At 72.7% G+C, this 14,862-nt stretch carries 13 protein-coding genes; 7 read left to right on the top strand and 6 right to left on the bottom strand.

Annotated features, from left to right (window positions below; translation table 11 throughout):
• The first annotated feature begins 106 nt into the window (after positions 1 to 106).
• Both ACIBMZ_RS09425 and ACIBMZ_RS09420 read left to right on the top strand, forming a co-directional pair.
• Positions 107 to 2,506: an immune inhibitor A domain-containing protein gene (locus ACIBMZ_RS09425; protein ID WP_396692714.1), complete on the top strand. Its 2,400-nt coding sequence runs from the start codon at positions 107 to 109 to the stop codon at positions 2,504 to 2,506.
• Between the two features lie 121 nt (positions 2,507 to 2,627).
• The gene (locus ACIBMZ_RS09420) at positions 2,628 to 3,560 is read left to right on the top strand and encodes an alpha/beta fold hydrolase (RefSeq protein WP_396692117.1); all 933 of its coding nucleotides are present in this window, start codon (positions 2,628 to 2,630) and stop codon (positions 3,558 to 3,560) included.
• 7 nt (positions 3,561 to 3,567) lie between these two features.
• On the opposite strand, the gene ACIBMZ_RS09415 is transcribed toward ACIBMZ_RS09420, so the two are convergent.
• Both ACIBMZ_RS09415 and ACIBMZ_RS09410 read right to left on the bottom strand, forming a co-directional pair.
• The gene (locus ACIBMZ_RS09415; protein ID WP_396692116.1) at positions 3,568 to 3,933 is read right to left on the bottom strand and encodes a hypothetical protein; all 366 of its coding nucleotides are present in this window, start codon (positions 3,931 to 3,933) and stop codon (positions 3,568 to 3,570) included.
• Entirely contained in the window at positions 3,930 to 7,163 is a 3,234-nt protein-coding gene (locus ACIBMZ_RS09410) for an SseB family protein (protein ID WP_396692115.1), read from the bottom strand. Before ACIBMZ_RS09410 ends, ACIBMZ_RS09415 begins: the two co-directional genes overlap by 4 nt.
• A gap of 151 nt (positions 7,164 to 7,314) precedes the next feature.
• On the opposite strand from ACIBMZ_RS09410, the gene mycP reads away from it, so the two are divergent.
• On the top strand, positions 7,315 to 8,547 hold the full coding sequence (mycP, locus tag ACIBMZ_RS09405; RefSeq protein WP_396692114.1) for a type VII secretion-associated serine protease mycosin: 1,233 nt from the start codon (positions 7,315 to 7,317) through the stop codon (positions 8,545 to 8,547).
• Between the two features lie 78 nt (positions 8,548 to 8,625).
• Here the strand turns inward: mycP and ACIBMZ_RS09400 are convergent, their stop codons facing one another.
• Together ACIBMZ_RS09400 and ACIBMZ_RS09395 are read right to left on the bottom strand one after the other, a co-directional pair.
• Entirely contained in the window at positions 8,626 to 8,919 is a 294-nt protein-coding gene (locus tag ACIBMZ_RS09400; RefSeq protein ID WP_396692113.1) for a WXG100 family type VII secretion target, read from the bottom strand.
• Positions 8,920 to 9,040: 121 nt separating this feature from the next.
• A complete protein-coding gene (locus tag ACIBMZ_RS09395) occupies positions 9,041 to 9,364 on the bottom strand; it encodes a WXG100 family type VII secretion target (protein ID WP_396692112.1) in 324 nt (107 codons plus the stop codon).
• 195 nt (positions 9,365 to 9,559) lie between these two features.
• Here ACIBMZ_RS09395 and ACIBMZ_RS09390 point away from each other — a divergent pair, with 195 nt between their 5' ends.
• The 4 genes from ACIBMZ_RS09390 to rarD all read left to right on the top strand — a co-directional run bounded on the left by ACIBMZ_RS09390 (position 9,560) and on the right by rarD (position 13,437).
• Complete coding sequence (locus tag ACIBMZ_RS09390; RefSeq protein WP_396692111.1) at positions 9,560 to 11,437, top strand: type VII secretion protein EccE; 1,878 nt, start codon at positions 9,560 to 9,562, stop codon at positions 11,435 to 11,437.
• Between the two features lie 45 nt (positions 11,438 to 11,482).
• Positions 11,483 to 11,869, top strand: a complete 387-nt coding sequence (locus tag ACIBMZ_RS09385; RefSeq protein ID WP_396692110.1) for a phage holin family protein — start codon at positions 11,483 to 11,485, stop codon at positions 11,867 to 11,869.
• A 138-nt stretch (positions 11,870 to 12,007) separates the two neighbouring features.
• Positions 12,008 to 12,505 carry a GNAT family N-acetyltransferase gene (locus ACIBMZ_RS09380; protein ID WP_396692109.1) on the top strand — a complete coding sequence of 166 codons (498 nt, stop codon included), beginning with the start codon at positions 12,008 to 12,010 and terminating at the stop codon, positions 12,503 to 12,505.
• Positions 12,502 to 13,437 carry an EamA family transporter RarD gene (rarD, locus tag ACIBMZ_RS09375; RefSeq protein WP_396692108.1) on the top strand — a complete coding sequence of 312 codons (936 nt, stop codon included), beginning with the start codon at positions 12,502 to 12,504 and terminating at the stop codon, positions 13,435 to 13,437. Before ACIBMZ_RS09380 ends, rarD begins: the two co-directional genes overlap by 4 nt.
• Before the next feature lie 47 nt (positions 13,438 to 13,484).
• Here rarD and ACIBMZ_RS09370 read toward each other — a convergent pair whose 3' ends face one another.
• Together ACIBMZ_RS09370 and ACIBMZ_RS09365 are read right to left on the bottom strand one after the other, a co-directional pair.
• Entirely contained in the window at positions 13,485 to 14,180 is a 696-nt protein-coding gene (locus ACIBMZ_RS09370; RefSeq protein ID WP_396692107.1) for an anti-sigma factor family protein, read from the bottom strand.
• Entirely contained in the window at positions 14,177 to 14,671 is a 495-nt protein-coding gene (locus tag ACIBMZ_RS09365) for a sigma-70 family RNA polymerase sigma factor (protein ID WP_233527450.1), read from the bottom strand. Before ACIBMZ_RS09365 ends, ACIBMZ_RS09370 begins: the two co-directional genes overlap by 4 nt.
• Between the last annotated feature and the right edge of the window lie 191 nt (positions 14,672 to 14,862).

Genomic DNA, 14,862 nt, shown 5'->3' with positions numbered 1-14,862 from the left:
GCCTATGTTCACCAGTGGCCCCATCCGTAGGGGCCTATTTCGCCGGTCCACAACCCCCGACGGGCCGGTTCCCTCAATCCGGAGGTACCACGTGCGGAAAGTCGCAGTGGGTCTACTCGGGCTCTCGCTGACCGCGACAGGGCTTACCGTCGGCGCTTCCGCCGCCGCGGCGCCTGCCACGGCCCCGGCCGCCCAGTCGATCGCGGAGCCCGCCCACGCCGAACACGACCTGCCGAACCCGCTGGAGGACAAGCGTCGCGCCCTGCGTGAGCAGGGCCTGAGCGAGGTTCTCTCGGGGCGGGCCGAGGCGGAGCGGATCAACGGCAGCACGGTGGTCAAGGTCGGCGAGCGGGCCACCAAGGGTGGCAAGGCCGGCCGCAACGCCAAGACCACCAAGGGCGGCAAGGGCCCGACCGAGAAGCAGTACGTCGAACTGTCGCGGGAGAAGACCGACCGGATCTTCGTGATCCTCGCCGAGTTCGGCAACGAGCGGCACCCGGACTACCCCGACCAGGACACCGACCCCGACACCCCCGGCCCGACGCGGTTCGACGGGCCGATGCACAACGAGATCCCGCAGCCGGACCGCCGGGTGGACAACTCCACCGTCTGGCAGCCGGACTACGACGCCGACCACTTCAGGAAGCTCTACTTCGGCACCGGCCCCGGCGACGAGTCGGTGAAGCAGTACTACGAGGCCCAGTCCTCCGGGCGCTACAGCGTGGACGGTGTGGTCACCGACTGGGTGAAGGTCAACTTCAACCAGGCCCGGTACGGTCGGTCCAGTGGCTACCCGTGCGACGGGATCGTCTGCAACAACGTCTGGGCGCTGGTGCGCGACGCCGCCAACCAGTGGGTCGCCGACCAGAAGGCGGCCGGGCGGACCGACGAGGAGATCGCCGCCGACGTGCGGGCGATGGACCAGTGGGACCGGTACGACCACGACGGTGACGGCGACTTCAACGAGCCGGACGGCTACATCGACCACTTCCAGATCGTGCACGCCGGTGGCGACATGGCCGACGGTGACCCGATCTACGGCGAGGACGCGATCTGGAGCCACCGCTGGTACGCGTACGCCTCCGACCAGGGGCGCACCGGCCCGCCGAACTTCCCGGCCGGCGGCACCCAGATCGGCGACACCGGGATCTGGATCGGCGACTACACGATCCAGCCGGAGAACGGCGGTCGCAGCGTCTTCTACCACGAGTACGCGCACGACCTGGGCCTCCCGGACGACTACAACGTCATCAGCGGTGGCGACAACAACAACGAGCACTGGACCCTGATGGCCCAGAGCCGCCTCGGCGCCAAGAACGACGGTGGCATCGGCGAGCGCGGCGGTGACCTCGGTGCGTGGAACAAGCTCCAGCTCGGCTGGCTCGACTACGAGGTGATCGTGGCCGGGCAGAAGCGCACGCTGGTGCTCGGCCCGCAGGAATACAACACCAAGGAGGCCCAGGCCGCCGTGGTGGTGCTGCCCGAACGGGAGTACACGTTCGAGAACGGCGCGCCGTTCGAGGGCGACAAGCAGTTCTTCTCCGGCAACGCCGACGACCTGAACAGCACCCTGACCAGGACGTTCGACCTGAGTGGGGCGTCGTCGGCAAGCGTCTCGCTGAAGGGCCGCTACAGCATCGAGGCGGACTACGACTACCTGTTCTTCGAGACCTCGACCGACGGTGGTCAGACCTGGACGCCGCAGCCCGGCACCGCCGACGGTCGGCCGTTCAAGGAGATCTCCCCCGGCCGGTACGCGCTGGACGGCAGCACCGACGACGAGTGGGTCGACGTTCAGGTCCCGCTGGACTCGGTGGCCGGCAACACCGTCGGATTCCGGCTGCGCTACCAGACGGACGGCGCGGTCGCCGAGGGTGGGTTCTTCGGTGACGCGATCACCCTGACCGCCGACGGGCAGACGGTCTTCGTCGACGGTGCCGAGGACGGTGCCACCGGCTGGACGCTGGCCGGCGGGTTCGAGGTGGTCGAGGAGACGTACACCCGGAGCTTCCCGAACTACTACATCGCCGGGACCCGGCAGTACATCTCGTACGACAAGTACCTCAAGACCGGCCCGTACTTCTTCGGGTACGCCAACACCAAGCCGGACTTCGTGGACCACTACGCGTACCAGGAGGGTCTGCTGATCTCGTACTGGAACACCCGGTGGTCGGACAACGACACGTTCGCGCACCCGGGCGAGGGCCGGAACCTGATCATCGACTCCCGGCCCCGGCCGATCTACAACCTGACCGGTCAGCCCTGGCGGGCCCGGATCCAGGTCTACGACGCGCCGTTCAGCCTCAAGAAGGCCGACTCGTTCACGCTGCACCTCAACAGCCAGCCCCAGTACATCCGGGGCCAGGCGGCGCAGCCGCTGTTCGACGACACCAAGCAGTACTGGTTCCCGGAGCTGCCCAACCACGGCGTCAAGCTCCCGGCCACCGGCACCAAGATCCGGGTGCTGGAGCAGGACGGCATCTACACCAAGGTCCGGTTCTCCTGAGCCACCGACCTGACGCGACGACGCCCCGGGCAGGCCATCTGCCCGGGGCGTCGCCCCTGCCGGGCCAGTGCCCCGGTCGGCCCGGCCGGGGCACCGGCGGCGGGGTCATAGGCTGTCGGTCATGACCGAGCAGCGTGGCGACGCCGTCGACGAATCCTGCGTCCTCACCGAGGGGCCGTGGACGCACCGGTTCGTCGGCGCCAACGGCAGCCGGTTCCACGTCGTGGAGGCGGGCACCGGTCCGATGGTGCTCTTCCTGCACGGCTTTCCCGAGCACTGGTGGGCCTGGCAGCAGATGCTGCCGGCGGTCGCCGACGCCGGTTTCCGCGCCGTCGCCGTCGACCTGCGCGGCTACGGCGCCAGCGACAAACCACCCCGGGGGTACGACGGCTACACCCTCGCCGCCGACGTGGCCGGGCTGATCCGCGCACTGGGTGAACGGTCGGCGACCGTGGTCGGCGCCGGTGCCGGCGGGATGATCGGTTGGACGGTGGCCTCGTTCCACCCCAACCTGGTCCGTCGGCTGGTGGTGCTCGGCGCACCGCACCCGCTGCGGCTGCGCGCCGGGATCTTCGCCGACCCGCGTGGCCAGTTCGCCGCCTCCACGCCCGCGCTGCGGTTCCAGATTCCGCGCTACGAGCACGTCCTCACCCGGGACGACGCCCGGGCGGTGGAGGAGATCCTGCGCCGCTGGGGTGGCCCCCGGTGGGTGAACGGCCCGGAGTTCGCCGGGTACGCCCATCGCTACCGGGAGGCGATGCGCATCCCGCAGGCCGCGTTCTGCGCCCTGGAGGGTTACCGCTGGGCGTTCCGGTCGGTGCTGCGGCTGCACGGGTACCGGTTCGTCAAGCTCATGCAGCGCCCCCTGGTCACGCCCACCCTGCAACTGCACGGCGCGCTCGACGTGGCCTCGTTGCCGCGCACCGCGCAGGGGTCGGGCCGCTACGTCAGCGCGGCGTACGAGTGGCGGCTGCTGGACGACGTGGGGCACTTCCCGCACCTGGAGACACCGGAGCTGGTGCTGGGCGAGGTGCTGCGCTGGACGAAGTCCTGACCGGTGCTCAGATCCGCTGTTCGCGGACGTCGGTGACCTCGCCGACCGGCGCCCAGCCCTGGTAGACCCCGAAGTCGAAGGCTTCCAACCGCATCGCCTGGGCGACCGGCCACCGGCCACCGGTGTACTCGACCCGCAGCCATCCGTCGTGCACGGCCAGCACGATGAACGGCTGTCCCTGCCAGGTGCAGGTCGTCCGGACGTACGCCAACTCCTCGACCTCGGCAGCCGGGACGACGCGGACGTGGCGGCCGGCGCGGACCTCCTCGAAGCCGTCGGCGGCCTCCGGCCGGTAGAGCCGGATGTCGCTGCCGTCCGGGCTGGCCTGGTACTCCCGGCCCCGCCAGCGGGCCACGTAGCCGTCGCGCATCACCGCTCACCCACCTGCCGCCAGGCGAGCGTGTCGGTGTCGAGCACGGCGACCAGCCGTTCGGTGCCGTCCGCGCCGATCCGCAACAGTTGGGTGCCGTGCGGCAGCCGGACACTGTCCACCTTGAACTCGGCCACCACGTCGGAACTCTCGCCGGGGGCGAACCCGTTACCCCGGAACGGCGGACGCTCGATCACCCAGCCCTCCATCGCCCGCATGGCGGCCTCACTCTGCCCGCCGTACGGGATCCGGTAGAGGCTCGGCCGGTACGCCGGCCACCTGAGCACGTAGATCTGCTCGGCGTCGGCCGCGAAGGGCGACTCGGGATGGTTGAGGCCGAGCGCCTCGTACAGTTTCGCCGGGGTGTCGAGATGGGCCAGCTCACCGGCCCGGTGTACGAAGCCGGAGACCCGGTCGTAGCCGCGTTCCAGGTAGTAGCCGAGCTGGCTGGGGGCGATCGCCTTCTGCATCACGATCGGCCGCACCGGGTCGACGACCGGTGCGGCCTCCCGTGGGCTGCGTGACGACATCGACGGCTCGGTCGCCGACTCGGTCTCCCGCTCCGGCTCGTCACCGAGCCCCAGCTCGGCGGCCCAGGTGGCCAGCCCGACGATCTGTTCACCGGGCAGCTTGGCCCCGACCGGCGTACCGGGATTGACCGCGAACGACCATGACGTGTCCGGCCAGCAGCGGATCAGTTGCACGAAGCGGACCTGGAGCGTCTCGGCGGCGGCCGGATCGGTGTGATCGGCCAGCCGCTGTGGCGAGGTGTACGCCACCACGAAGGTCTGGCCGTCCAGTTGCACGGTGGGCCAGACGAAGCCGGGTTCGCCCGGTCGGGTGCCCGCGACGGAGTCGGCCGCCACCGGCATGAGGACCCGGGCCAGCAGCAGCGTGGACAGGAACGTGTCGGTGCTGCCGGCCTCCGCCGCCTCCAGCAGGTTCACCTCGACGTCGTTGGCCGGCGTGAAGTCGGCACCGGCGGCCGGTGGCGCGGCAGCGGATGCCGTGTCCGGTACGGCGGCCGGGATGGTCTGCACCGTCGGCTCGGCCCCGTCGCCAGACACGTCCGCCCCGGCTTGCGGGGACGTGGGCGACACCGGCGGCGTGATCACCTCGGTGGCGATCGCCGACTCCGGCGTCGTCCCCCGGAGCAGGACGGTCTGCTGCTCGGGCCCGACCAACGGGACGTCAGCAGTCGGCTCGGCCCCGACCGACGGCACCTCGGCCGTCGCCTCGGACCCGATTGGCGGAACCTCAGCGGTCGGCTCGGCCTGGACCGACGGCACGTCGGCGGTCGGCTCGGATGCCATCGTGGGGATCCATCCGGTCGGATCCGCCACCGTGGGCACCCACGCCGTCGTCTCGGGCTCCACCGTCGGCACCCACGCCGTCGTCTCCGGCTCGGTCGACGGGACCGGCGCGGTCGGCTCGGCCTCGACCGTGGGCACCCACGTGGTCGGCTCGGCCTCCACCAACGGAACCTGCGCGGTCGGCTCCGCCGTCGGCATCGGAACCCGCACCGTCGGCTCCGCCCCCGCAGACGGCACCTCGACGGTGGGCTCGGCCCCGACTGTCGGCACCCACGCCGTCGTCTCGGGTTCCACCGTCGGCACCCACGCCGTCGTCTCCGGCTCGGTCGACGGAACCCGGGCGGTGGGTTCGTCGGACGGCACCCGAACGGTCGGCTCGGCCCCGACCGTGGGCACCCATGTGGTCGGCTCGGCCTCCACCAACGGAACCTGCGCGGTCGGCTCCGCCGTCGGCGTCGGGACCCGTACCGTCGGCTCGGCCTCGACCGGCGGAACGCGCAGTGTCGGCTCGGCGCTCGGGGCAGTGGCGGGCTCGTACGGCCGGGGCGGGACGTCGTCGATCGAGCTGAGGTCGCGGGCCTCGATGATGGTGCCCTCGATCACGATCGGGGTGAAGCCACGGCGGGGCGCGGGCGGGCCGGAGACCGGTTCCGCAGCCGACAGTTCCTCCGTGGGCTCGGCGGGGGCACGCGGGGGCAGGGCCTCGGTGGGGTCACCGCTGTCGGCGTGACCACCCGGTGCCGTCCAGCCGTTCGGCGGGGGCACCCGCAGTGGGCGGGTCGGCTCCTGCGGCGCACCACCGGGCGACGGCACCTGTTGGGTCGGCTCGCCACCGGGCTCGGGGCGGACGCCCGACTCGGCACCGCCGAAGTCGAAGGCGCGGGTCTGCCCCTCGGCGGACGGATCACCGGCCGTGCCGCGTCGGGGGAACGGCTGCGCACCACGGGCCGCCAGCCGGGACGGCGGGGTCGCCCGGTCGGTCAGCCGGTCGGCGCGCTGGCTGGTACGGGAGTTCGCCGGCTCGAAGAAGGACTTGCGGGGCGCCTGGCCGGTGTCGGCGGTACGGCCGTTGGTCGGCGGGCCGGCTCGGCCCGGGGTGCCCGGCCAGCCGGGACCGGCCACCGTCGGCTCCTCGCCTTGCGCCGGCACCGGTCGACCCGGTGGCGGACCGACCGGTTCTTCCACCCGTCCACCACCGACCGCGCTCAGTCGACTGCCGAGGGTTTCCTGACCGGCGGCGCGGTCCGGGGCGGGGGCGCTCCGCCCGAGGTCGGATCGACCCGGCGGGGCTCCACCGGGCCGCTGGTGCGGACCGGCCACCGTGCCGGGCGCCGCCACCGGCGACTCGGGCAACTGGAAGGCCGCCGGGGCCACCGGTTGCGGCGAGGGCGGGGCCGGGCGTACCGGGCCGATTCCGGACGACCGTGGGGTGACCGCCGGGGCGGGCGGAGTGTTCTGGGCGCGGGCGTCGCGCGAGCGGTTCAGCGCCTCCACCCGTTCCAACCGGGCCCGTGCACCGACCGTGCGCCCGGGCAGCCGGACGTCGCCCCGGGACAACTGGGAGACGTACCAGGCGGGCAGGTAGCCCTCGATCGGCAGGCCGGGATTGACGGCCAGCCACCACTCGTGGTTGGGCCAGCCGGCGGCCAGCTCGGCGTACCCGGAGCGTCGGCTGGGCCCGGCGTGGTCACCGAGGCAGGACCGCATCGCCTCGGCGGAGGTGAACGCCAACACGTGGGTGCGGCCACCGGTCGTCCAGGTGCCCCAACCCGCTGGCACCTGGCCCGGGACGGGCTGGGCGGAGATCGGCAACAGCAGCTCGACCCGGGACAGGATGCGGAAGTACGACTGCTGGTCGTTGCCGCGCAGCGCGTCCCGCATCGCCGCCTCGGCCTCGGTGGCCGGCGCCCAGTCGGTCACGGCCACCCCTCCTCCCGGGCACAGCCATAGGTATCGCTTACAACCTACAAGGTGTCCACAAGATCACAATGCCAGGCCGCCGCCGGTCCGCCCGGTTCGCCGGGTGGCGCTAACATCCCGTTCCGGTGTCGACACGATACGGAGGCGGCCGATGTCTTGGTACGTCCCGCGCCCGCTCCTGGCCGGCGTGGCCGCCGCCCTGCTGGCCGGGCCGGTGACATCGACGCCCGCCGTGGCGACGCGGCCCGTACCGGCCGAACTCCCGGCGGCTGCGGTCGCGCCGGGCTGCGCCGCGCCGCCGACACCGGCCCGTCCGGTCGCCGCGGCACCCTGGCCGCAGGACCGGTACGCCCCGGCACGGCTGTCAGCGCTGGCCGACGGGTCCGGGGTGACCGTCGCGGTGGTCGACTCGGGCGTGGACCGCCGTCATCCGCAGCTCGCCGGTCGGGTGCTCGACGGTCTCGACCTGCTCGACCCCGGCGGCGACGGCACCCGGGACTGCGTCGGGCACGGCACCGGCGTGGCAAGCGTCATCGCCGCCGCACCGCATGACGGCGTCGCCTTCCACGGTCTGGCGCCGAACGCCAAGATCCTGCCGGTCCGGGTCAGCGAACAGCAGGTCGTGGACGGTCAGGGTGCGGGACGCACGGTCGCTGCGGAGGAGTTCGCCACGGCGATCCGCTGGGCGGTCGACAACGGTGCCGACGTGATCAACCTGTCCGTGGTGCTCTACGCCGACCGGCCGCCGGTCCGTGCCGCGGTCGCCTACGCGGCGGCCCGGGACGTGGTCGTGGTGGCCGCCGCCGGCAACCTGCACGGCGAGGGCGATCCGCGCCCCTACCCCGCCGCCTACGAGCCGGTGATCGGGGTCGGCGCGATCGGTGCCGACGGGACACGGGCCGGGTTCTCCCAGACCGGCCCCTACGTCGACCTGGTGGCCCCCGGCACCGACGTGCTGATCGCCGCGCCCGGACGCGGCCACCAGCGGGCCGAGGGGACCAGTTACGCCGCGCCCTTCGTGGCCGCGACCGCCGCGCTGGTGCGCCAGTACCGCCCCGACCTGAGTGCTACGGAGGTGACCCGCCGGATCCTCGCGACCGCCGACCCGGCTCCCGGCAGGGGGTACGGCGTGGGGGTGCTCAATCCGTACCGGGCGGTCACCGAGGAGGTCGGCACGACGCCGCGCGCGCGACCGGCGGGCGGGCTGGACGCGGAGCGGCCGGACCCGGCACGTGCGGCACAGGAGTCCCGGCGGGCTGCGGTGCGGGAGCGGGCGGCCCTGTTCACCGCCGCCGGGCTGCTGGCGGTGACCGTCGTCGTGCTGGCCGCCGTCCTCGTGCCGCAGGGTGTCCGGCGACGGTGGCGTCCGGCCGAGCCACGCTGACCGGAGCAGTCGTTCAACGATCGCCGGTCACGGTGGGGCCGACCGACGACCGCACCCGGCGGTCGACCCCACCTCCGGTCACTGGAACAGGCCGGCGTTGCGCTTCTCGGTGTCGAGATAGTCGGTCGCGGACTCGTCCACCGCCACCTTGATGTCGCGCAGCATCATCTGGAGGTCCTGTGAGGCGTTGCGCCACCGGGCCTGCCGCTGCTCGTACGCCTGCTGCGCCTCGCCGGACCAGCTCGACACCAGCGGAGCGGCATCCTGCTCCAGTTGGCCGAGCTGCGATTCGAGCGTGTTCAGGGCCCGCTGGATGTCCGCGCTTGCCTGTTGCAGCGCGGCGAAGTTGACGACCAGCACACCGTTCTCCATCCGAAGTCTTCCCCCTGGGTCGTGGCCCGAGGCCCGTCGCACAGGGACCGGCCGGCCGGCGTGGTGCCGGATCGCCGCCCGGGCTCCGCCCCGGCTCGACCGTCGCCCTGATGAACGGGCCTCAGAGCGGCAGCTGGATGCCGCCGCGGTTGGTGGCGGACACCCGGCCGGCCGCCTCGGTGTCCGATGCGTCGTACTTCGCACCTGCGGTGCGGATCGCGCCTGCGGTCTCCCGGAGGGCCCGCTGCAGGTTCGCCTGATCCTGCGCCCACTGCTGCTTCACCTGCTCGAACGACCGGCCGCCCGCCCCGCGCCAGGCCTGCTGGAGAATCGCCAGCTGGGCCAGCAGTCCACTGAGCATCGACTGCAACGACTGGTCCGTCTGCTCGAACTTCGCCGCGGTCTGTTGCATCACCGCGGCCTCTGCCTGGGTCTGGGAGGACACCCCGACGTCACCTCGTCTCTCGATCGTGGCTGGCCCATGGACGACACCACCCGCGCCGCCGGAGGGCGAGCGCGACGCGGGACGGACCAACGAGAACTCGTCGCTGAGAGTAGCGACACCATCGCATTTCTGCTACCCCGCCATGCTCCCCTGTGGACAACGCGGCAGCCGGGCGGGCTACTACGATGGGCCTCGATGACGTCGCGGGGTGTGATCGACCGACGGGCCGCAGCGCCGGACACCGGCGCCCTCGCCCACCGCGCCGCCGATGCCCACCCCTTGACCGGCGACGGGCGGGACCGACCACAGTGGAGACCGAGCGCGTACCGGCCGAGCGTGGGCCAGATCGTCACCACGCAGGTGGCCGTGGCGATGCTCGTCGCCGCATCGGGTCTGGGCGCGCTGCCGACGGCGACCGCCGCCCTGCCGGCCGGAGCGCTGCTGGCCGGTGCCTGGGTCCGGGTACGTCGACGGTGGTTGCACGAGTGGCTGCGGCTGGGGTCCGGGTATCTGATCCGCCGTCGCCGGGTCCACCACGCGACGACACTGCTCGACCTGGTCGACCCGGACGCGGTCGTCCGCCCCGTCGAGCTGGCCGGATCCCCGGCCGCCGCCGTCGACGACCCGGGTGGCCTGGTGGCCCTGTTGGACGTCGGCGACGCCACCGACCTGCTCGGTGCGGGCGTCCGCGCGCTGCCCCCGCCCGCCGCGCTGCTGCCGACCCGCACGGCCGACCTGCCACCGGTACGCGTGCAGTTCCTGCTCACCATCACGGCGGCACCGGCGGTCGCGGCCGGTGGCGGGCCGGTGTCCACCTCGTATCGGCAGCTCACCGACGGGCGACTGGCCGGCGGGGAACGCGTGGTGCTGGCCGTCCGGGTGGTGCGCGTGCCGGGCTGGCCCGAGGAGGCGTTGCAACGGGCGCTCGCCGGTACCGTACGCCGGATGGTGCGGCGGCTGCGGCCACTGACCGTTCGTCCGCTCGGCCCGCAGGCGACCCTGCGCATACTCGCCGACCTCGCGCACCACGACGGACGCCCGTTGCGGGAGACCTGGCAGGGTGTCCGGTGCGGTGGACTGGTGCAGTGCACCTTCACGCTCCGACGCTGGTCGACCGAGCCGTTGCGCCGGTTGGTGCCCCGACTCTCCGCACTGCCGGTGACCGCCACCACGGTGTCGCTGCTGGCCGACACCGAGACTCCGGGCCGGAGCGAGCTGACGGTCCGCCTGAGCGCGGCGACGCCCGCCGAGCTGTCCACCGCCGGCCGCGCGCTGGAGCAGATCGTGCGGGCCGCCGGTGGGGTGCTCGTCCGCAACGACGGCACCCACCTGTGCGGCTTCGCCGGCACGCTTCCGCTGGCGCTGCCGCTTCGGTCGGGTGCGGTGCGACCGCTGAGCCGTCGCCGGGGCCCCTCGACACCGTCCGCCGCGGACGACGGGGAGCCGACCCTGTCGTACGGTTCGGCCGGGTTGATGCTCGGCACCAACCGGCACGGTGGACCCGTCACGGTCCGGTTGTTCCGGCCGGAGAGCACCCGGGTGATGCTCGTCGGCGGGGTGCCCACCGCCCAGTTGGTGGCCGTGCGGGCGATGGCGCTCGGCGCCCGGGTGGTGGTCCAGACCACCCGGCCACACGCCTGGGAGCCCTTCGTGCGCGGCGTCGGCGTACCCGGTCGGGTGATCCCGCTGGTGCCACCGGACGGTCCGACGGAGGGTCCGCCCGCGACCCCGCTGTCCCCGGTGCTCGTGGTGCGGGACGCGCCGCCACCGCCACCGGGCCCGCGTCCGGGCGCGCCCTGGCAGACCATCATGCTGGTCCGCGACGAGCTGACCTCGGCCGACGCGGACGCGCTGGCCCGCGCCGACCTGGCGGTGCTGTCGCCGCTGAGTCGGGCCGGTTCGGCGGTCGCGGGTGGCGCGTTGGGCCTCGGCGACGCCGCGCAGTGGTTGGCGCGCGCTCGGCCCGACATGGTGGCGGTGGTCAACCGGCGAGCCCTGCGTTGGGCGCTGTTGACCGTCACGCCGATCGAAGCGCAGCTCATCGGGGCAGCCGTCCGACATGGGCGCAGTTGATCACGTGGGTTTCGCCGGTACGCCGGCCGTGACACCATGCCCGCCATGGATTTTCTGAAAGGTCTACTGATCCGGGTCGGCGCCACGGCGGTGGCCTTCTGGCTGGCCACTGTGGTCATCCCCGGCATCTCCCTGAGCACCGACTCGTTCGGTGAGACGGTGTTGACGCTGGTCCTCGTCGCGGTCATCTTCGGCGTGGTGAACGGGGTGCTCCAGCCGATCATCAAGACCGTCGGGTGCGGCTTCTACCTGCTCACCCTCGGTCTGATCGCACTTGTGGTCAACGGTCTGCTGTTCCTGCTCACCGGCTGGATCGCCGACCAGGTGGGGCTGCCCTTCGACGTGGACGGCTTCTGGCCCGCCGCGGTGCTGGGTGCCCTCTTCGTCGGCATCGTCACCTGGATCCTCGGCGCCATCCTCGACCGCGACTGACCCGGGGGCGACTCGACCTCGTCGACCGCCCCGACCGACCGTCCGCCGGGCGGTCACCCTCGACACCGACGGTGACCGCCCGACCCACGGCGGGTAAGTGGGCCGCACCGAACTGCCGGGCCGACTAGGGTCCCGAGGGTGTTCACCCGGACCCGCCACGACGGCTACACGATCAGCACCTCGCCCGACCTGCTCGACCTGGACCTGGTGCACACCTGGCTCTCCACCGACGCGTACTGGGCGCTCGGGCGGGACCGCGCGACGGTGGGTGCGGCGTTCGCCGGTTCGCTCGGGTTCGGCGTGTACCGCCCGACGGACCGCCGACAGGTCGCCGTCGCGCGGGTGATCACGGATCGGGCCACCTTCGCCTACCTCTGCGACGTCTACGTGGACCGGGCCGAACGCGGCCACGGGTTGGGCACCTGGTTGGCCGGTGCCGTCCGCGACCATCTCGCCGAGATCGGCGTACGCCGGATCCTGCTCGCCACCAACGACGCGCACGGGGTGTACGCGAAGCTCGGCTTCACCGTCGTACGCGCCGACCGGTGGATGGAGTTCGACCGGCGTGAGTCGACGGTGACGCCGCTCACCAGCAAGGATCCACAGGGCGATCCGCCCCTTACGGTGAACACGTGACACCGCTCCGCCTCGGATACCTCTACGGCCTGGTCGCGTACCTGCTGTGGGGGTTCTTCCCGCTGTACTTCAAGCTGCTACGCCCGACCGGTCCGCTGGAGATCCTGGCCCACCGGGTCATCTGGTCGGTGGTGTTCGTCGCCCTACTGCTCGCCGTGATGCGCAACATCGGGTTCCTGCGGGCCCTGCTGCGTCGGCCGCGCGCCCTGGCCGGGGTCGGTGCCGCCGCCACCCTGATCGCGGTGAATTGGTTCACCTACATCTACGGCGTGAACTCCGACCGGGTGGTGGAGACCGCCCTCGGTTACTTCATCAACCCGCTGGTGGTGGTCCTGCTCGGTGTGCTGGTGCTGCGGGAGCGGCTGCGCCCGGCGCAGTGGGCCGCGCTCGGGGTCGGTGCGCTGGCGGTGGCGGTGCTCACCGTCGACTACGGCCGGCTGCCGTACCTCGCCCTGACGCTGGCCTTCACGTTCGGCGGATACAGCCTGGTGAAGAAGCGGCTGGGGCTGCCCCCGGCGGAGGGCCTCTTCGTCGAGTCCGCCGTGCTGGCCGTGCCGGCGCTGGTGTTCCTCGGCTGGCTCGCGACCACCGGCGACGCCACCTTCGGCCGGGTCTCGGTCGGGCACGCGCTGCTGCTGGTGCTGGCCGGCGCGTTGACCGCCATCCCGCTGCTCCTCTTCGCGGGTGCCGCGAACCGGCTGCCGCTGACCGCGCTGGGCATGCTCCAGTACGTGGCGCCGATCCTCCAACTGGCCTGCGGTGTGCTGATCTTCCACGAGCCGATGCCACCCGCGCGCCTGGTCGGCTTCGGGCTGGTCTGGCTCGCGCTGATCGTCTTCACCGCCGACGCGGTCCGGCACGCCCGACGCACCCGCCGTTCCCGCCAGGAGAGCGAGATCGGGGCGGCGGCGGCCGTGCCCGCCCCACGCTGACCGGTCCACTCCCACGCCGACCGGTCCGCGGCACGCCGACCGGCGGTTCAGCGGACGTCGTAGGCCAGCACGGGGGTGCCGTCGGCGCGGATGAGTTCCAGCCGGACCAGTTCGGCGTTGGTGAACCGGGTCGCGCCGGTGATCCGCAGATCGTCGCCGGGCGCGGCACGCCACGAGCCGATCTGCTCCTCCGCACCGTCCGGCCCGTACGCCACCAGCCGGAAGGCGTGCGCCTTGCCGTATCCGGTGTGCTCGTCGTACCCGCAGTGCATGGTGACCTCGGTGCCCCAGTCGGTGTGCCGCAGGCCGATCTCGGCGTGCACCGGCACCGTGCCGCTCACCGGCTCCATCGCGACCAGGCGCACCTGTGCCAGCGGCGGCGAGCCCGGTTGCTCGGTCGGCAGCATCGTCGCCACACCGAAGCCGACCAGCAGGGCGAAGGCCGCCGCCGCGAGACCGGTCACCGCGTACCGAAGCCGGTTGGCCTGCCGCTCCCGGCGCCGACGGTCCCGCGCGGCGTTGAGCAGCTCGGGCACCCGGGGGTTCTCCGGCGGCGGGAGGAACTGCTCCAGGCTCGACGGGTCCAGCCGACCGAGCAGGCCGGGCAGCACGGCGATCTCCGAGACCGACTGCTGGCAGTCGTGGCAGCCGACGAGGTGACGTTCGTACGCGGCCCGGTCGGCGGGTGAGAGGGCGCCCAGGACGTACGCGCCATCGTCGAAGGCGTGGTCGCAACGGCTCATCCGGTCACCCCCATCTCCGCCAGCACCAACCGTAGTGAGCGCAGCGCGTAGTGGGTACGGGACTTCACGGTGCCCGGCGGCACGCCGAGCCGGGAGGCCGCCTCGGACACCGAACGGCCCTGGTAGAAGCACTCGACGAGGACGTCCCGGTGGGACGGGCTGAGCCGGTTCAGCGCCTCCGCCACGGTCCACGCCTCGACGGCGCGTTCCGTCTCGTCCACGACCTCGCTGGGCTCGGGCAGTTCGTCGGTGTAGACCTCGCCGACCCGGGTCGACCGGCGCCGCCAGGCGTCGATGGCGAGGTTGCGCGCGGTGGTGAACAGCCAGGCGCGGACCGAACCGCGCCGGGGGTCGAGCGACTCCGGATGCCGCCAGGCCCGCAGCAGCGTCTCCTGCACCAGGTCCTCGGCGCGCTGCCGGTCGCCGTTGACCAGCCGCAACGCGTGCGCGTACAGCGCCTCGGCATGCTCGTCGTGCAGGGCGCGCAGCAGGTGGGCGTCGTGGTCGCTGATGGTCCTCTCCTCGCTCTCGACCGAGCGGGCGCGGCGTTACGACCAGGGATACGTGCGGTCACGCCGAACAGTTCACCGTGTGCGCGACCTGGGATTCCCGACGGGGAGTTCATCGCCGGTTCACATCGAGGCCGACCACCGCTCACCACGCCCTCCTAGCGTCCGGCGGG

Source organism: Micromonospora sp. NPDC049900, assembly GCF_044461025.1.
Taxonomy (GTDB): Bacteria; Actinomycetota; Actinomycetes; order Mycobacteriales; family Micromonosporaceae; genus Micromonospora.
The sequence above is the reverse complement of the archived record's forward strand: the minus strand, read 5'-3'. Positions and strand labels throughout refer to the sequence as shown.

Bases quoted from the DNA above. Each gene is read 5' to 3' on its own strand.
- ACIBMZ_RS09420 (WP_396692117.1), top strand. From the start codon at position 2,628: ATGACCGAGCAGCGTGGCGACGCCGTCGACGAATCCTGCGTCCTCACC.
- mycP (WP_396692114.1), top strand. From the start codon at position 7,315: ATGTCTTGGTACGTCCCGCGCCCGCTCCTGGCCGGCGTGGCCGCCGCC.
- ACIBMZ_RS09400 (WP_396692113.1), bottom strand. From the start codon at position 8,919: ATGGAGAACGGTGTGCTGGTCGTCAACTTCGCCGCGCTGCAACAGGCA.
- ACIBMZ_RS09390 (WP_396692111.1), top strand. From the start codon at position 9,560: ATGACGTCGCGGGGTGTGATCGACCGACGGGCCGCAGCGCCGGACACC.
- ACIBMZ_RS09385 (WP_396692110.1), top strand. From the start codon at position 11,483: ATGGATTTTCTGAAAGGTCTACTGATCCGGGTCGGCGCCACGGCGGTG.
- ACIBMZ_RS09370 (WP_396692107.1), bottom strand. From the start codon at position 14,180: ATGAGCCGTTGCGACCACGCCTTCGACGATGGCGCGTACGTCCTGGGC.